Raw genomic sequence first — 16,030 nt, 5'->3', positions numbered from 1 at the left:
ATTCCCAGAACTGGAAGCCAGCCGGGTCAGGCGCACGGTCGTAGTACAGAATGTAGATCGACGCGAGCTGCTGCTGCGCTGTGAGTGTGTTGATATCTAGCGGCATTTTAAGTCCCTTCCGTGGAGCACTCGAATAATGAAGCTCGTTTTTCCCTGTCTCAGCCTGCGACAGCCCTTGCTGCATGATACGTGCTCAAAACACGCAGCTGTCACATGGTGATCCGAAGTCCTTCTACCCAGCTTGAGGAGACGTTTCAAGGAAAAGATGTATAGTGATTTACATACCCCGGCCCGATTTTTCGCAGGATGTTGCTATAAAACCATATTCGGCCGATACTTGCGTCAGCTTGGAGGCACCACTGTCGGCAGAATTCGCTCGGTCCATCGCGGTCTGACAACTGTGTCCAGTCACCGGTCTGGAACTGCCAGGAGTGAACCGCCCCACGCCAGCGGGGCGTGGCCCTTCCTGAGCAAGCGCCTTGCGCGAAAGAAGACCACGCGTGTAAAGAGCGTCGCACGTTTCTGCTCCACTCTTATCCAGAAGGTATCACCGATTGCGGCCGCTCCCTGCCTCTTCCCTGGTTCAGGCTTACAGGCCCGACGGCGCGGCGCGCCTGAGGGCCTCTGGGGCGTATAAAGGTGGTGATTACCTGGGCGATTCGACCACTCCCACCGGAAGAGGCGCCAGAAAGGAAGAGAGGCCCATGTCGATCCTGAAGCGTCTCGAGAAGTATATTTCCGCGTTCTTCAAGCTGGGGCGGATCGAGCGCATCGCCAAGGAAGGCAATCGCGCCGCACAGGAGAACGCGCATCGGCTGGAAGAAGCCCGGCGAAGCCTCGATGCGTTCCAGACGACGTTCCGGCGAGAGATGGATGCCATGCATGGCGATCTGCGCAAAAAGATGGAGGAGACCGCCAGAGAGCAGCAGGCGTCGTTCGAAGCATACCTGGCCGATAAAAGCGTTCGCGACAGGGAGCTGTCGCACCGGCTGGCCAAGATACTCACCGATCAAAGCCGTCCGCGAACTCCAAGGCCCTCGCAAGACCCTGCCAAAGCATCCGAGAAGCAATCGGAAAGACTCGATGCCTTTCTGGACACCTTTTACAATTGTCTTGAGAACAGGTTCCGCGGGAACCATGCGGTGATCGCGAACAGGCTGCGGGTCTACCAGGCAGATGTCGAGGCGGCTGTCGAGCGCACCGAAGGCAAGCCGGCCCTGGATCTTGCCTGCGGCCGGGGCGAATGGCTGAGCCTGATGCGCGATTTCGGCATCGAGGCCACGGGCGTCGACATCAACGCGGTTCAGATCGCAAGCGCGCAGGCGAACAATCTCAAGGCCCTCCACAAGGACGCGTTCGAGGCGCTCGCAGAGGCCGAGGACAACAGCCTGTCGGTCATATCCGCGCATCATTTCATCGAACACATCTCCTTTCGTGACCTTGCCTGGGTGACGCTCGAAGCCCAGAGGATTCTGGCTCCAGGGGGGGTGCTGCTTTTCGAGACGCCAAATCCGGAAAACATCATCGTGGGCGCAACGAATTTCTATATCGACCCGACGCACAAGCACCCCCTGCCCTGGCAGCTTCTGGAGGTCCTGTTCGACACCGCCGGGTTTCAGAATATCGAGACCCGGCGGCTTCACCCAGGTGACAATTTCGAAGCCATGCGGTCGGAGCCCAATGTGCATGCCGAGATCGCGCATCTGCTCTTCGGGCCACAGGACCTTGCGATCCTTGGGACAAAACCCCAAGCCACGGAGTGAAAATGCGCATCGTTGTCGTCAACAACCACGTCCCCTTCATCAAGGGTGGAGCCGAACTGCACGCCCGCAACCTGCGGCTGGCCCTGGAAGAGCATGGCCATAACGCCGTCGAGGTGGCGCTTCCGTTCAAATGGTATCCCGCCACGACATTCGTCGACAGCATCATGGCTGCCAAGCTCACGGATTTGAGCGAGTCCAACGGCACCAGGACCGACATGATGATCGGGCTTCGGTTTCCCGCCTATCTCGCGCATCACCCCAACAAGGTGTTCTGGGTGCTGCACCAGCACCGGGCCGCGTATGATCTGTGGGATTCGGGGCACAGTGACCTGCTCAACCTGCCCAACGGGTCCGCGCTCAGGGAACTCGTGCGGGAGGAAGACAAATCAGCGTTCCGGCAGACACCCGCCAGCGTTTTTGCCAATTCCCGGAATGTTGCGCAGCGTCTGGAAAAATACACGCAGCAAATGGCGCGGCCACTCTATCATCCGCCGCCCAACTACGATCTGTTCCAACAGGGCGCGTTCGGGGATTACCTCTTTGCGCCCAGTCGCCTGACTCCGATGAAACGCCAGGACATGATCCTCGACGCCCTCGCGCTGACGCGTGATCCGGTGCGCGTGGTGTTCTCCGGCGCACCCGATACCCAGTCCCATCTCGATCACCTGCTCGACAAGACCCGTGCACTCGGCCTCGAAAACCGTGTGACCTGGCTCGGTGAGATCAGCGATGAAGACCTTGTCAAAACCTACGCGCAAGCCCGGGCCGTCATATTCACACCGATGGATGAAGACTACGGGTATATCACCCTCGAAGCGATGCTCTCGGGAAAGCCGGTAATCACCGTGTCGGATTCGGGCGGCCCCCTGGAGTTCATCACGCACAGAAAGGAAGGGCTCGTCTGCGCGCCCGATCCCGGAAAACTTGCCCGACAGTTCGACAAGGTGATGCAGGACCAGGCTCTTGCAGAGCGCATGGGAGCTGCGGCCTACAAGAAATATCACTCTCTCGACATCAGCTGGACGCATGTCGTGGAAACGCTGACCGGCAGCTCGGCTGGAAACTGATGTCTTCTGAGGTACCTCATATTCACTGGGTCTCGCCCCTGCCCCCGGCCGAGACGGATATCGCCCATTACACACAGCGCATCCTGCCCGCGCTTCGCGCGCGAGCCGATGTGACGCTTTGGACAGATGCGTTTTCCTGGTCCCGGGATCTTGAGGCGTCCTGTGCCGTGAGAAGACTGAACCCGGCCACGATCACCCCGGCAGAGATGCGCAGCGAGAACATAGCTCCCGGCCAGGCTGAGGTGGCCTTTGTCCAGATCGGCAATTCGGGGGACTTTCATTCCAGCTTCCTGCAACTCGCCCGTCGCATGCCCACGGTCGTGGTTCTGCACGATCTGGCCCTTCAGGAGATGTACTTCCAGACCATCGCCAAACGGCTGATGAGCCTCGACGATTACTTGGAGAGCATTGCGCATTGGTATGGAGATGCCGCCCGAAGCGAGTGCCAATTGTCCTGGGAGGGGCAAGAGGCTGCAAGCACACTCAGCCAGCGCATTCCCGGCTTCGAGCTTCTCATGGAGAACGCCGTCGCTGTGGTGACCCATACGTCAACGGCGCATGCGGCCGTCACGGATCGCGCCTTCGTGCCCGCCTACCAGCTGGAGCTGCCTTACAAAGCCAGCGCCACGGCCACCTGCGAACGTGCGGGCTCCGGCCCTCTCAGGCTCATGCAGTTCGGGTACATCAACCCCAACAGGCGACTGGAAGAGGTCCTCGAGGCGCTGGCCGGGTTGGGGCCTGATTTCGATTTCGTTTTCGACATCTGCGGAAAGCTCTGGGATCCAGAGAGGATAAAACAGAAGCGTGATCATCTGGGCCTGACCGGGAAGGTTCACTTGCACGGGTTTGTTCCAGAACCCCAGCTCGACGCGATGCTGGCCGAGGCGCACCTGGTGTTCAACCTTCGCAACCCGAGCATGGGGGAGGCTTCAGGCAGCCAGCTTCGCATATGGAACGCGGCTGCAACATCCGTTGTCACCGATGACGGCTGGTATCGGGATGTCCCGGAAAATACCGTTTTCCGAATTCCCAAAGAGAACGAAGTGGCCTCGCTCCAGGCCCTGCTGCAGCAGCTTTCCCAAGACCGTCACATGGCGGCGGAAAAGGGCGCAGAAGGCCGCAAACGCCTGCTCGATCAACACGTCCCGGATCGCTACGGCGAAGGCATCGTGCACGTGGCCCAGACGTTCGGTCGGGATGCCCGGGATGCCGTGCTGGCCGATGCGGCTCGTCGTTTTCTCGCTGGAAATTCCGCGTCTGCAGACTTAATGCGAGACCGACTTTCCACGCTTTTTGGATAAACGACCTCACATGCCAAGACATATCTTCGATGTAACGGCGCTCAGATCGTATATCGCGCGCCATTCTCAACTCTCGGGCATTCAGCGCGTCAGTGTCATGACACTCGCACGGGCGCACGAAACCATCGGGGCGGATCAGGTCTGGCTCGGGCACCATGATCGCATAACGGACAGCTACAAGGTTTACCCCTACCCGACCGAGACCATGCGCGGGCGGGATCTGACCGACTATGCAACGCTATGCGAGGTCCTGCATGTCAGCCCCTCATTGCGCCGTCTGCCCGGGCTGGAAAAATATGCCAAGCGTCCTGTCAAACGGCGCTGGAAGGTATTGTTGCGCGATTTGAACGCCCGGCTCGGCAACCGGAAATATTTTCGCCAAAGAGACCTCTCGCTGGAAGAGTGGAAAGCGGCACGCACGAAACCCGGCAGCCCGCGCGAGCCTGCTGCGATCCAGAAACTCGACCAGGTTGCCAGCCCGGGAGACCGGCTCGTTCTGCTCGATAATGCCTGGCAACCCAAAGGGCTGGAGCGGTGGTTGCAGCACGCGGGAACGACGCTCGGCCTGGAGATCTGGCCGCTTCTGCATGACCTGATCCCGCTTGTAACGCCGCAATACGTGGAAGACGCTATCTGCGAGCGGTTCCATGAGTGGCTGACACATTCCACGGAGTACGTCACCTGCTACCTGGCAAACTCGGAGAGTACTGGACGGGATCTGCGCAGCTTTCTCAAGCTCCAGAACGCCTCCCAACCCGTGAAGGTCGTGCCATTGGCCCAGGATATTGTGTCCGGGGTCACGCAGGAGCTCAGAGTGCCGCATGCCTATTCCGCGTTTGCCGAAGGCATGACCGTGCCCGAGCATGTCCGTTCCCTAACCAAGACCCCCTATGTGCTGGTCGTGGGCACCCTGGAGGTGCGCAAGAACCTTTGGCAGCTTGCGACTGTCTGGGACCGCTTGCGTCGCCAATCCGGTCGTCCCTTGCCCAAGCTCGTCTTTGCCGGGCGGCGTGGATGGCTCAATAACGATTTCAATGCGCTCATGGAGGCAACGGGCTGGCTTGGAGGATGGGCAGAGCTTGTCGAGGCGCCGAATGATACCGTCTTGTCGTATCTCTATCGAAACTGCCTTTTTACCGCGAAGGTGAGTTTCTACGAAGGATGGGGCCTGCCGATCGGGGAAAGCCTTGCCTATGGCAAGACCGCCGTGGTCTCCAACACCTCATCGATGCCCGAGGTGGGCGGCGACATGGTGGAGTACTGCGATCCGCACAGCCTGGACGATATCGAGGTGGCCTGCCTGCGGCTCATCGATGATCCGGATCATCGCATCGAGCTCGAAGCACGCATCTCCAGAACCCATCGGCGCAGCTGGGACGAGGTGACCCGAGATATGCTGGAGGCCCTGCGCTCTCCCCAAAGCTGATCTCGCCCAAGCAGAACGCCTAGGAGCGCTCAGGGTCTTCGACATCCATCCAGCGCCTGGCGTCTCTCGGGGGCGGGTGGCCAATGTAGTCCAGGGCGTTGTAACGCGGAGGCTCGTAATGCCTCTCCGACGTGAAGGGCTCGAGAAATTTGTCCGCCGTCTCATCCGCGTGCACGAAATAGGCATTCACGCCTGGGTAATCGCACCCGACCAAGTGCATCCCGTGCCCCCGTCCGATGTCTTCCAGCGTCTTGAGACTCGCACCGTAATGGTTGCTGCCATCCCATGTGCGCGCCGGATCATAGGGGACCTCGACCGCAAAATACGGCGGCAGGGATGCGTTGTATTCCACGCAAGCCACCCGGGCCGTCCTGTTCAGCCTCCGCCAGACATGGCTGGTGTTCTGATCCAGATCCACGGACATCAAATCGAAGCCCGCCGCGATTCCGTTCTGATCGAGCAGGCTGTTGACGTTCTCTGCCGTGACAAACCCGTGGATGATCTGCAGCTGTCCCGCTTCGATGAAGTCGTGGAACGTCTCGGCGGCACGGGTCGCGAACGCTTCGCTGCCTTCGACCCAGACCCCGCTCCATCCTCTTTCCAGCAGGAAGCGCGTCGTGTTCTGGGTTCCGTCCTCGATGCCAAACTCGAGGAAGGTCCGTCCCCCCTCTCCGATTCTGGAAAAGATTTCCTGAATGTAGCCGTCTTCTCCGAACTGGCTGTAGACTTGTGCGTACCCGCTCAGCTGCTTGGGGTCCTGTGGGTTGCGTGCCCGGGCCAGAAATCCGAACTTGGCGAGCTCCTTTGAAAACGCCGTGTTCGGTCTGATCTCATCCAGTTTGTGCTCCAGGTGGTCGAGTTTTCGCTCCAGCTCGGGGCTTGTCTCGCAGCTCACCAGAGGGCGTTCCGCGGGGACGGGCTCGGAATGTTTGAAGAGTCTTCCAATCACATCACGCCAGCTCAAACGGATCTCTCTTTCCTCATGTCTGAGCCACATTGGCACCAAGGGACCAATGTGGCCGGTGCTGCCGGCAGACCGACGCGTCTCCAGTAGTCTTTCGGCAATCCAAAACCAAATCGTGAGCAGTGTTACACAGAGTCTCGAACGCGGGGCAACCGTTGAAGCCTCTCCCGAGGATCGAGACAGAAATGCCCGTTCGCAACTCACCGATCGACTGAGACAGCACTTTCAGAACAACCCGAAGCCGATGTGGCAGACCCTGTCGGGAGCTGTGCAGAGGTACGCGATTCAGGCGTGTCATTCTCTCCGGATTCCCCCGATCCCGGCATCCTCCAGCTGTTCTTGATCGGGCAGGTCACGCAAACTTTCCAAGCCGAAAATCGCGAGAAACCGCTCGGTCGTGACGAATGTATAGGGGGCGCCACGGCGCGGGGCGCGAGGCCCCGTGGCAATCAGGCCGAGATGTGCAAGCCGTCCCGTCAGATCGCGGCCGATCTCGCGCCCGAAAATGTCCTTCAGCCCGTCACGGGTTATGGGCTGACGCCACGCGATGGTGGCAAGCACTGCGAGGTCGAACTCGGACAGATCGCCCAGCGGATCCCGCACATTGGCCGCGGTCCGGATCGCGCCGGCATAGGCAGGCCTTGTGCGCAATATCCAGCTGTCACCAACCCTGGCCACCTCGTAGGGCCGGCCCTCCAGAGCAACGGCCAGATCGGCGATCAAGAGCTCCACCGCAGCGCCCTGCCCCACCACGCGTGCCAGGTCCTCGCGCGGAACCGGCGCAGCGCTGGAAAACAGCACGGCCTCGATGCGGCACATCCATTCCCGCCAGCGCGACTCAGTCGGCCAATCTGCCAGTTCGCGATCCAGGCTGGCCTCCGGGCGATCTCCTGCCATGTCAGAGCCCGTAAAGCCGAAAAGCGTCACGGCCGGTCAGCTCGCGTAAGACACCCAGGGACACAAGCCGGTCACAGAAACGCCGCGCGGCGCGACCGGACATGTCGGTGCCATTCATCGGGTCAGCCAGTTCGGCAGGACTTATGGCGTCCCGGTCGAGAAGCATCTTGACCGCAGTCCCCGCTCCCTTGGCACGCAGCTTCGGGGCTACCGCCTGCAGTCTCGCGCTGCGGCGGCTCAGATCACCAACGATCCGACAAACTTCAGTGGCGGCCGCTATCACAGCCCGATGGCAGGCCAAGCGCAGGTCATCACCCACCTTGTGCAGATCGCGCGGAGCCAGGTGCAGCGCCAAGAGCGGTATCAGGTGCGCCCAACCCAAGGCGCGTGCCAGCACCGCGTCGGCGAGGATCAGGGCGGCAGTTTCGTCGCGTGGCCGATCCGCGAGAACCGTCTCGACCGTGGCAGCTGCACGCATCACAGGCCCGCCCTCCCCCGCGTCAAACCAACCGGAAACCGCGGCAGAATCACAGCCGGGCAGCGCACGCTGCAGAAGTTGCAAGGTGACTGGCCTTTTTACAACGCGCGCCCATTGCAAGGCAATTTCACCAGCTGGTCCCGGCAAATCGTCTGGTCGCCGAAGGTGGAGCGCATCGCGCAGATCTCCGATGCGTTCCGGTCGGCCCGAATGGGCAACACACACCGCAGCCGCCTGCATGGCGAGACGATGCCGTAGAAGCGCCTGGGGCACGTCTTCTCGTCCGATTACCAGTTGCAGATGAGCCAAGGCTGCACCGGACATAAACGCCGCATTTTCAATATCTTGCAGTTTTTCTGAGCGAACCCAGCAGGGAAGACCAGGTATGGTCTCCAAGCCGTTCAGGCATTCAGATGGGGCATGGGTCATATCCGCAGGCTACCTGAACGCGGCGCTTTAAACCATGAAATACCATCCAAAGCGCCGCTCCTTGCCTGATCCAGTCATGTCCGATAATGTTGTATTATCGGACATAGTGAGATAAGCTGTAGCACAGTCTCAGAATTAGTGGATTTTCGGGAAAGAATGGACTCCGAGGACGAGAGAAAAGCGATGCCATCGCCCTGCTCGGGCTTCGGGCGGCCTTCGAAAGACTGCGGCGTCTCATCGTGATTGCACGGGTCCTGCGCCGCCAACTGTCCTCAAACCCCGTCGATCAGGATATCCAGCGCACGCTTCAATGCATCGCGATAATCGGCCAAAGACCCGATAGGTTCTCGCAACTCCACACCTGGAACGGCGGCAAGTTCCTGAACGCGGACGATCCAGGCCGCCCCGTCGATCTCAACAGAGGGCGTCAGGCCGGGAAATGCCGCGTATCGGCCCGCGTCACGCAAAGGTGCCACGATGCGCGACGCCTCGATGCCGATCAGGTCTGTCTGCATATCCACGACAAGGTGCCCGCCTTTCAGGCGATAGAGATCGAATTGGGCCATTGTGTTCCCGCCTCAGAAACTTCGGTAAGGCGCGAGGGGCAAGCCTTCTTTGGCAACCTCCTCGGCATAGGCATTGATCGCGGGCTGGTTCTCCGTGCGCCAAACGCGATTGCGTTCAATCTTGGCCGCCTCGACGATTGCCGCCTCGGCAAGACGCGACATGTTGAGGCCAAGCGACCGTGCCGTTTCGACAACATCGGCATCCAGAGTCAGATTGACCTTCACGCGTCCCATCGCAACCTCCCGGAGAATACGTATGGTTAAGGAGTATAATACAAGCACATTCTCAGAGCAAGATCGGACAGGCGACATCGCTCTGCCCTCCCATGTGGCCGGATCAGGCACATTGGATCGACTGGTCGATACGGCACGCGATTATGCCCGTTCAGCAGCATCGGACAACACGCTGAAAGCCTACGCGAAAGACTGGGAGCATTATATACGCTGGTGCCGGATGAAAGGGGCCGAGGCCGTGCCGCCCTCCCCAGAAATGATCGGGCTCTACCTGGCGGATTTGGCTTCTCCGACAAGCAAGGCCCCTGCCCTGTCGGTCAGCACGATCAAACGCCGCCTCTCCGGCCTGAGCTGGAACTATACCCAACGCGGCTTCACCCTGGATCGCAAGAACCGTCACATCGCCACCATTCTGGCCGGAATTCGCCGTCGCCATGCACGTCCACCAATGCAAAAAGAAGCTATCCTGGCCGAGGATATTCGCGCCATGGTCGCCACGCTGCCTTTCGATCTAAGAGGATTGCGCGACCGGACGATCCTTCTCCTGGGATATGCGGGCGGTTTGCGACGCTCGGAAATCGTCGGTCTGGACGTCGTCCGAGATGAGACGCAGGACGGGCGCGGCTGGATCGAGTTCTTCAACGAGGGCGCCTTGCTCACGCTTGATGCCAAGACTGGCTGGCGCACGGTCGAAGTCGGGCGCGGGTCAACAGACCAGACTTGCCCGGTGCATGCACTCGAGCAGTGGCTGCATTATGCCCGGATCGCATCCGGCCCGGTTTTCGTGCGAACATCGCGTAACGGCAAACGCGCGCTTGATGCTCGTCTCACCGACAAACACGTCGCACGACTGATCAAGGCAACGGTTCTAAAGAGCGGTATCCGGGCAGATTTGCCCGAAAGCGAGCGTGTGGCACTGTTTTCCGGTCACAGCCTGCGCGCCGGGTTGGCTTCTTCAGCCGAGGTCGAGGAACGCTTCATCCAGAAACAGCTCGGTCATGCATCTCCGGAAATGACGCGCCGCTATCAACGCCGACGCGATCGCTTCCGCATCAATCTGACCAAGGCCGCAGGGCTTTGATGGCTTTGGTTGACAGCTGTCAACTCCGGCCCCGGGGTCACGGCGCAGCGCCTTGTTGACAGCTGTCAACTCTGGCCCCCGGATCACGGCACCGCACTGTGTTGACAGCTGTCAACCGCGCGCCGGTCGGGGCTGAGAAGCGCCATGACCATCGGCCCGGGTGAGAAGGCCCCGTCCGCCGCCTTTCGTGTCAGGCTGCGCAGGTATCCGCCCGGACTGCGGATATGCTGGATCCGCTGCAGAATGCAGACCAGGGCAATCGCCGCCGTGGGGCGCCCCATCGTTTGGATGGCCTCCTGCCAGGCGTCCGGTGACACGCCCATCATGCCACGCACGAAATCGGCAGCATGGCAGAGATCGGACCAGCGCCTTATGCCATCCTCGGCATAATCGAGAATGTCGGGGCACGCCTTGACCACCAGCATCAGTGGCAGCCTTGGCTCAATTGACTGGGATGGCGCCGCACCCGCCGCCGCCCGTGCATTTTCTATGCAGGGTTCAAGACAAGAAGAGTCTGGTTTTGAATTTTGATAGTGCCGCTCGGAATCGCTGTCATTGCCGCTCATATTTTCTGATTCAGATGGCGTATTGGAGGCGATCAAATCCCGGAGCTGCGCCAGGAACGCCTTGAGTTCGTCGCGAAGGGCATGGGCCGTCTCGATATCCGCCTTGTGGCGGGACCGGCGGTGCAGGTCGAGCAGGGTGGCGCCCAACCCGTCCCAATCCGGGCCTTTCAGCGTTTCGGTCCCATAATCCAGCAGCTTGATCGCATCCCGCTTGAGCAGGGTGATCTCTTCGCGCAGGCGGCGCTTGCGTTCCTCGGTCTCGCGCAGGGCCTGGGCGGCGCGGGCGATTTCCTCGGCCCGTACCAGGAGCGGGCGCAGGTCGAAGCCGAAGGCGCGGGCGATCGACCCGTCAGCGCCCCGCGCGGCGTAGCGTTTACCGTTGGGGCTGTCGTGGCGGCGAATCACGCCGGCCCGCACCAGCGCGGCCAGATGGCGCCGCAGGGTGCTCTCGGCCATGCCATGGGCGCGCTGCGACAGGGCGGCGTTGGACGGGAACACGATCAGCGCGCCGGCATCCTCGAGGTTCTTGCCGGGATGAAACGAGAGCAGGGCCGAGAGGACGGTGAGATCGCGGTCGCTCAGGCCAAAGGCCGTGCGGGCGGCGCAAAGCTCGTGAAACAGGCCCCATTTGTCGCTTTGGGGCAGGGGGGCGGGCGCCGTGGCGACCGTTTCCTGTTTCAGCAGCTCATAGCTCATCCGCCGCGGCCCGAAGGGGGTCGTCGTCAGAATTTCCATGTTCAGTTTTCACAAGACAAAACTTTTCCGCCCGCCGGAAACCGACGCTTGTTGACAGCTGTCAACAGATGGCCCATGTTCTGAAGTGTGTAGATTCAGACGACCGTTTCGGTCATGGGCCTCTCGGGATACGTTCTCGGGGGGCTTTCTTTTTGCGTTCTGTCTGTCTGTGCCTCCTTGTGGTTTAAGGTTTCGTTAACCGGCCGCGCGCGGGGCGCGGACGGGCCTAGCCATCATCGCCGTCCTTCCAGCGATGGTGGAGCTCCGGCAGCGCCGCGATCAGCCACTCGGCAAATCCCGGCGCGCCCTTGTCCGACAGTTTGAGCAGCGTGGCGCCCGATTTGCGCCGCACCTGCCCGATGGGCTCGCCCGCCGCGCCCCTGAGTGGAGTGTCGGGCGGGGTATCGGGCGGGGTGTCGCTCCGCTGGCGCCCGGGCTTGCCGCGGTGACGCCCGATCGCCGCGTAAAGCGCCTCGAACCGCGCGTCGGAGCCGGTCCCGTCCCGCGCGAGATTGACCGTGGCGATGGCCTCGTCGAGCGAGAACACATCCGCCTCGATCCATTCGGCCAGGGTCAGCCAGCGCTCGCGCCCTACCGACGGTGCCGCCCCGATCACCTCGATCAGGTCGGGCGAGAGGCGGTCGACAACGGAAAACATGCGTGAAATCAATGTCTTATCTATATGAAGCGCGGCGCAGATCGTGGCCCGGTCATAGCCGAGATCGCGCATCTGCCGGGCGAAATTCGCCTTCTCGATGAAGCTCAGATCGCGGCGGGCGGCGTTCTCCTGGCCTTGGGCGAGGATCAGTTCGCGGTCGTCGAGCTCGCGCACCAGCGCCTTGACCGGCTGGCCGAGATCGCGCAGCGCCAGAACCCGGCGGCGGCCATAGACCACCTGGTAGCGGTCCTTGCGGTCGGGATGGGGCCGCAGGAGCACCGGCACCTGCTGGCCGTGATCGCGGATCGAGACCATCAGCGCCCGGTGGTCGGCCTCGTCGAAATCCAGCCTGTCGCGCAGGCCGCCGGCCTCGATCTGGTCGGGGTCGATCTCGAGCACGGAGCGCGATTTAAGCCCGGCGATGGACTGGCTGACCGCCCCGATCGCCCCGCCGGAATAGCGCGGCCGCCCGGTATCGACGCGGGCCCCCTCGTTACGGGCCTCCCCATCCGCCCCGCCATCGGACCGCGGCACCTCCATGAGACCCTTGAGGAGATCCTTGCGCGCCATCCTCTACTCGCGCCCCCACGCCGCCTGTATGAGCCCTTCGATCTCGCCATTGACCGCGTTGAGGCTTTCCATCGCGCGCTCATAGGTGGTGCGGGTGAACTGGCTCTTGTCGATCTCGTAAAGCGTCTGCTTGGTGATCCCCGCATCCGAGATGGCGGTGGATTTCAGCACCGTGTGGTTGAGCACATGTTCGCCGAACATCGAGCGCATGAAGCTGACCATCTGGTTCTGCGGCCCGTCGCCGGGCTCGTAGCGGGTGATGACGTAGCGCATCCAGTCATAGGACATGCTGCCGCCCGCCTCCGAGACCACGCCCAGGAGATTGGAGGTCATCAGCAGGAACTGGCACATGCTCATCACGTCGAGCATCTGCGGATGCACCGTGACCAGCACCGCGGTCGCCGCCGAGAGCGCCGACATGGTCAGAAAGCCGAGTTGCGGCGGGCAGTCGATCACCACCACGTCGTAATCGCCCTCGACCTCGGCCAGCGCATCGCCGACGCGGGTAAAGAACAGCGTACCGTCCCGCTCGGCCAGCGCACGCGGGGTTTCGTGCTCGAATTCCATGACGTCGAGATTGCCCGGCACGATGTCGAGATTGGTGAAATAGCTGCGCCGGATCACCTGGCTGAGCGGCACCGGGTCCTCGTAGCGGATCGCGTCGTAGAGCGTGCCGCCGTCGAGCAGGTCGAATTCCGGCTGGAACCCGTGCAGCGCCGAGAAGCTGGCCTGCGGGTCGAGATCGATGCCCAGCACCCGGTAGCCGTCGAGCGCCATCTTCTGCGCCAGGTGCGCGGCGGTGGTGGTCTTGCCCGAGCCGCCCTTAAAATTGATCACCGTGATGACCTGCAGGTGGTCGCCCTCGCGCCGCCCCGGCAGGTAGGTGCCCGGACTCTTGGCCCCCGCCTCGAGCAGCTCGCGCAGGTTCTGGATGTCGGCGGTCGTGTAATAGCGCCGCCCGCCGGTGCGAATCTCGGGGGAGGGGCCCTTGCCATCGAGATGCAGCTTGCGCAGGTAGGCATCCTTGACGCCCAAGAGCCGCGCCGCCTCGCCGCTGGTAAACTTTCGCATCTCCTTGCGGGAATCGGGCGGGAAGAGCTGTGCCCGATGGGCCTGCAGCCGCTCCGAGAGCCTGAGCGCGTGCTCGCCGACAAGAAGGTCGATCCGCGTGCTGTTCATCATCCCTCACCCTGGGGCGCGGTCGTTAGTTACGGTTTGCCGCGCCACAACACCCTATAAGCGTAATGTTATGCCGGGACCGGCAAGGGCTGGCAAGTGATTCTGCAGGATATTGTGGGTCACATAAGGAAATACACTATAGAGGCCATACAGATTTCCAGTTCCGATTAAGAACGGAGACAGAACATCTATCGTGTCGTCACGATTGAAGCGGGAGCCAGGGGCAAACACCGGGCTTCACCGCGAATCGTTTCCCCCCCAAAAAAACGGCCCTCCGGACGGGGCAGGGGGCACGGAGCCGCCGTCCGGCAAGGGACCATCCGCCGACACATCCAGCATGACCCCGAGGGCGCTACCAGCCTGCCAAGCCGGTAGGAGGTCCGGGGTGGGACCACCGCCCATTACCGTCTCCAACGCTGCACAAACTGTGCCGTTTCCGCATTACGCGTTGATCACAGGCGGACCTTCCAATAAGCAATTCACTATGCGGAGCGGGGATCATAAATGATGGTGCGGTCAGTAAAAACACAAGCGGTTCGATCTTTTATGATCCTGCTTTTGAGCGTTCTGCTCACCGGCCCGACCCGAGCCGAGACCTTGGCTGACACGCTGGTCAGCGCGTACAACAACAGCGGCCTCCTGGAACAAAATCGCGCTCTTCTACGCGCGGCAGATGAAGATGTCGCCCAGATCGTGTCTGGTCTGCGCCCGATCATCGATTGGTCGACCGACATAAGCCGCACCTTCGGCCGAACGCAATCCAGCAACTTTCCCGGACGCAGCATTTCGTCGAATGATCTCACCGTCAGTCTGACACTGGATCTTCTGCTCTATGATTTCGGGCGTACACATCTGCGCATTCAGGCGGCCAAGGAAACCGTACTGGCCACGCGCGAAACCCTGCGCAGTATCGAGCAACAGGTTCTGTTGAGCGCAGTGACGGCCTACATGAACGTGCGGCGTAACAGAGAACTGGTTTCTGTGCGCAAGAACAACCTCGGGCTTTTGAGAGAGGAGCTGCGCGCCGCACAGGATCGTTTCGAGGTGGGCGAGGTAACCCGTACCGACGTGGCCCTGGCAGAAGCGCAGCTCGCCTCGGCGCGTAGTGGCCTTGCTTCGGCCGAGGGGAATCTGACCCAGGCAATCGAGGAATTCACCCGGACCGTGGGACGCCCGCCCGGACAATTGCGCATTCCCGAACGCCTGCCACAGCTGTCGGAAGATGCCGAAGCGGCCAAGAAAATCGCGGTGCGCAACCATCCCGACATCCGAAAGGCGCAGTTCGATGTTGCCGCAGCCGACCTGACAGTGACTGCGGCCGAGGCCGCCATGAAACCCACCGTGAACCTGAGAACCCGTTTTTCGGCGGGCGAGGAGCTGGGGGGCAGCGATTTCGACCGGCAGGGCAGCGTGGGCCTCTCGGTGAGCGGTCCGATCTACCAGGGCGGCCGACTCAGCTCAGCGGTCCGGCAGGCGGCGGCACAGCGCGACGCCCGGCGGGGCACCCTGCATACCACCAGCCTCGAGGTGGCGCGCAACGTGGGCAACGCCTATGCCCGCCTGCGTGCCACACGCGCCAGCCGCCTGGCCGGTGAGGAGCAGGTACGTGCCGCGCGCCTGGCCTTTGAAGGCGTGAGCGAAGAAGCCCGCCTCGGGGCCCGTACAACGCTTGACGTGCTGGATGCCGAACAGGACCTTCTCGATGCCGAGGCTGGTCTTATCGGCTCCGAAGCCGATTTCTACATCGCGGCCTATGAAGTCCTCGCGACGATCGGCCAGTTGACGGTAGAGGACCTCAATCTCGACGTGACAACCTATGACCCGGCTGCCTATTACAAGCTGGTCAAGGACGCGCCCGTCCCCATCAGCCCCCAGGGCCAGAAGCTCGACCGCGTGCTGCGCGCCTTGGGTAAGGACCGCTGAAGGCAGGTATCGGGCGAGAGAGGCGATTTTTGTCTCTTGCAGCGGTCAAAACAGGTATTCCAAGTCTTCATGCCACGGCGAACGGATCGTCCAGCACGCCGACGACTTGCAACAGGAATTCGCCATTGCTCGCATCCAGAGCGTTAGCATAAAATTCGTCTATCACAGCCACGGACGTCTCGATGCTTTCCTT

The 16,030-nt window shown here is 61.6% G+C and carries 14 protein-coding genes; 6 read left to right on the top strand and 8 right to left on the bottom strand.

Translation table 11 applies throughout. The annotated features are described in order from the left end of the window. Positions 1–554 precede the first annotated feature (554 nt). The 4 genes from C6W92_RS16605 to C6W92_RS16590 all read left to right on the top strand — a co-directional run bounded on the left by C6W92_RS16605 (position 555) and on the right by C6W92_RS16590 (position 5,557). Positions 555–1,763 carry a class I SAM-dependent methyltransferase gene (locus C6W92_RS16605; protein WP_129435155.1) on the top strand — a complete coding sequence of 403 codons (1,209 nt, stop codon included), beginning with the start codon at positions 555–557 and terminating at the stop codon, positions 1,761–1,763. Positions 1,764–1,765: 2 nt separating this feature from the next. Next, the gene (locus C6W92_RS16600) at positions 1,766–2,830 is read left to right on the top strand and encodes a glycosyltransferase family 4 protein (protein WP_129435153.1); all 1,065 of its coding nucleotides are present in this window, start codon (positions 1,766–1,768) and stop codon (positions 2,828–2,830) included. Continuing rightward, positions 2,830–4,131 (top strand): glycosyltransferase, encoded by a 1,302-nt coding sequence (locus tag C6W92_RS16595; protein WP_129435151.1) that lies wholly within the window; start codon positions 2,830–2,832, stop codon positions 4,129–4,131. Before C6W92_RS16600 ends, C6W92_RS16595 begins: the two co-directional genes overlap by 1 nt. Before the next feature lie 97 nt (positions 4,132–4,228). Next, positions 4,229–5,557 (top strand): glycosyltransferase family 1 protein, encoded by a 1,329-nt coding sequence (locus tag C6W92_RS16590; RefSeq protein WP_164989278.1) that lies wholly within the window; start codon positions 4,229–4,231, stop codon positions 5,555–5,557. 19 nt (positions 5,558–5,576) lie between these two features. Here the strand turns inward: C6W92_RS16590 and C6W92_RS16585 are convergent, their stop codons facing one another. The 5 genes from C6W92_RS16585 to C6W92_RS16565 form a co-directional block, all read right to left on the bottom strand. Beyond that, the gene (locus C6W92_RS16585) at positions 5,577–6,521 is read right to left on the bottom strand and encodes a hypothetical protein (protein ID WP_129435147.1); all 945 of its coding nucleotides are present in this window, start codon (positions 6,519–6,521) and stop codon (positions 5,577–5,579) included. Between the two features lie 294 nt (positions 6,522–6,815). After that, positions 6,816–7,418, bottom strand: coding sequence for an SMC-Scp complex subunit ScpB (locus tag C6W92_RS16580; protein WP_129435159.1), 603 nt, complete (start codon positions 7,416–7,418; stop codon positions 6,816–6,818). 1 nt (position 7,419) lies between these two features. Then, a complete protein-coding gene (locus tag C6W92_RS16575) occupies positions 7,420–8,325 on the bottom strand; it encodes a DUF1403 family protein (protein WP_129435145.1) in 906 nt (301 codons plus the stop codon). A gap of 272 nt (positions 8,326–8,597) precedes the next feature. Beyond that, positions 8,598–8,891: a CcdB family protein gene (locus C6W92_RS16570; protein ID WP_129435143.1), complete on the bottom strand. Its 294-nt coding sequence runs from the start codon at positions 8,889–8,891 to the stop codon at positions 8,598–8,600. Positions 8,892–8,903: 12 nt separating this feature from the next. Then, positions 8,904–9,125: a type II toxin-antitoxin system CcdA family antitoxin gene (locus C6W92_RS16565; RefSeq protein ID WP_129435141.1), complete on the bottom strand. Its 222-nt coding sequence runs from the start codon at positions 9,123–9,125 to the stop codon at positions 8,904–8,906. A gap of 22 nt (positions 9,126–9,147) precedes the next feature. On the opposite strand from C6W92_RS16565, the gene C6W92_RS16560 reads away from it, so the two are divergent. Continuing rightward, on the top strand, positions 9,148–10,206 hold the full coding sequence (locus C6W92_RS16560) for a tyrosine-type recombinase/integrase (protein WP_129435139.1): 1,059 nt from the start codon (positions 9,148–9,150) through the stop codon (positions 10,204–10,206). Positions 10,207–10,289: 83 nt separating this feature from the next. On the opposite strand, the gene repC is transcribed toward C6W92_RS16560, so the two are convergent. The 3 genes from repC to repA all read right to left on the bottom strand — a co-directional run bounded on the left by repC (position 10,290) and on the right by repA (position 13,917). After that, positions 10,290–11,507 carry a plasmid replication protein RepC gene (repC, locus tag C6W92_RS16555; protein ID WP_129435137.1) on the bottom strand — a complete coding sequence of 406 codons (1,218 nt, stop codon included), beginning with the start codon at positions 11,505–11,507 and terminating at the stop codon, positions 10,290–10,292. A gap of 226 nt (positions 11,508–11,733) precedes the next feature. Next, positions 11,734–12,735 carry a plasmid partitioning protein RepB gene (gene repB / locus C6W92_RS16550; RefSeq protein ID WP_129435135.1) on the bottom strand — a complete coding sequence of 334 codons (1,002 nt, stop codon included), beginning with the start codon at positions 12,733–12,735 and terminating at the stop codon, positions 11,734–11,736. Between the two features lie 3 nt (positions 12,736–12,738). Continuing rightward, the gene (repA, locus tag C6W92_RS16545; protein ID WP_129435133.1) at positions 12,739–13,917 is read right to left on the bottom strand and encodes a plasmid partitioning protein RepA; all 1,179 of its coding nucleotides are present in this window, start codon (positions 13,915–13,917) and stop codon (positions 12,739–12,741) included. A gap of 543 nt (positions 13,918–14,460) precedes the next feature. On the opposite strand from repA, the gene C6W92_RS16540 reads away from it, so the two are divergent. Next, positions 14,461–15,837, top strand: coding sequence for a TolC family outer membrane protein (locus C6W92_RS16540; RefSeq protein WP_241691195.1), 1,377 nt, complete (start codon positions 14,461–14,463; stop codon positions 15,835–15,837). The last annotated feature ends 193 nt before the right edge of the window (positions 15,838–16,030 follow it).

The sequence above is a fragment of the Roseovarius sp. A46 genome (assembly GCF_004126395.1).
Taxonomy (GTDB): domain Bacteria; phylum Pseudomonadota; class Alphaproteobacteria; order Rhodobacterales; family Rhodobacteraceae; genus Roseovarius; species Roseovarius nitratireducens.
This window is presented reverse-complemented; position numbering and strand designations above follow the sequence as displayed.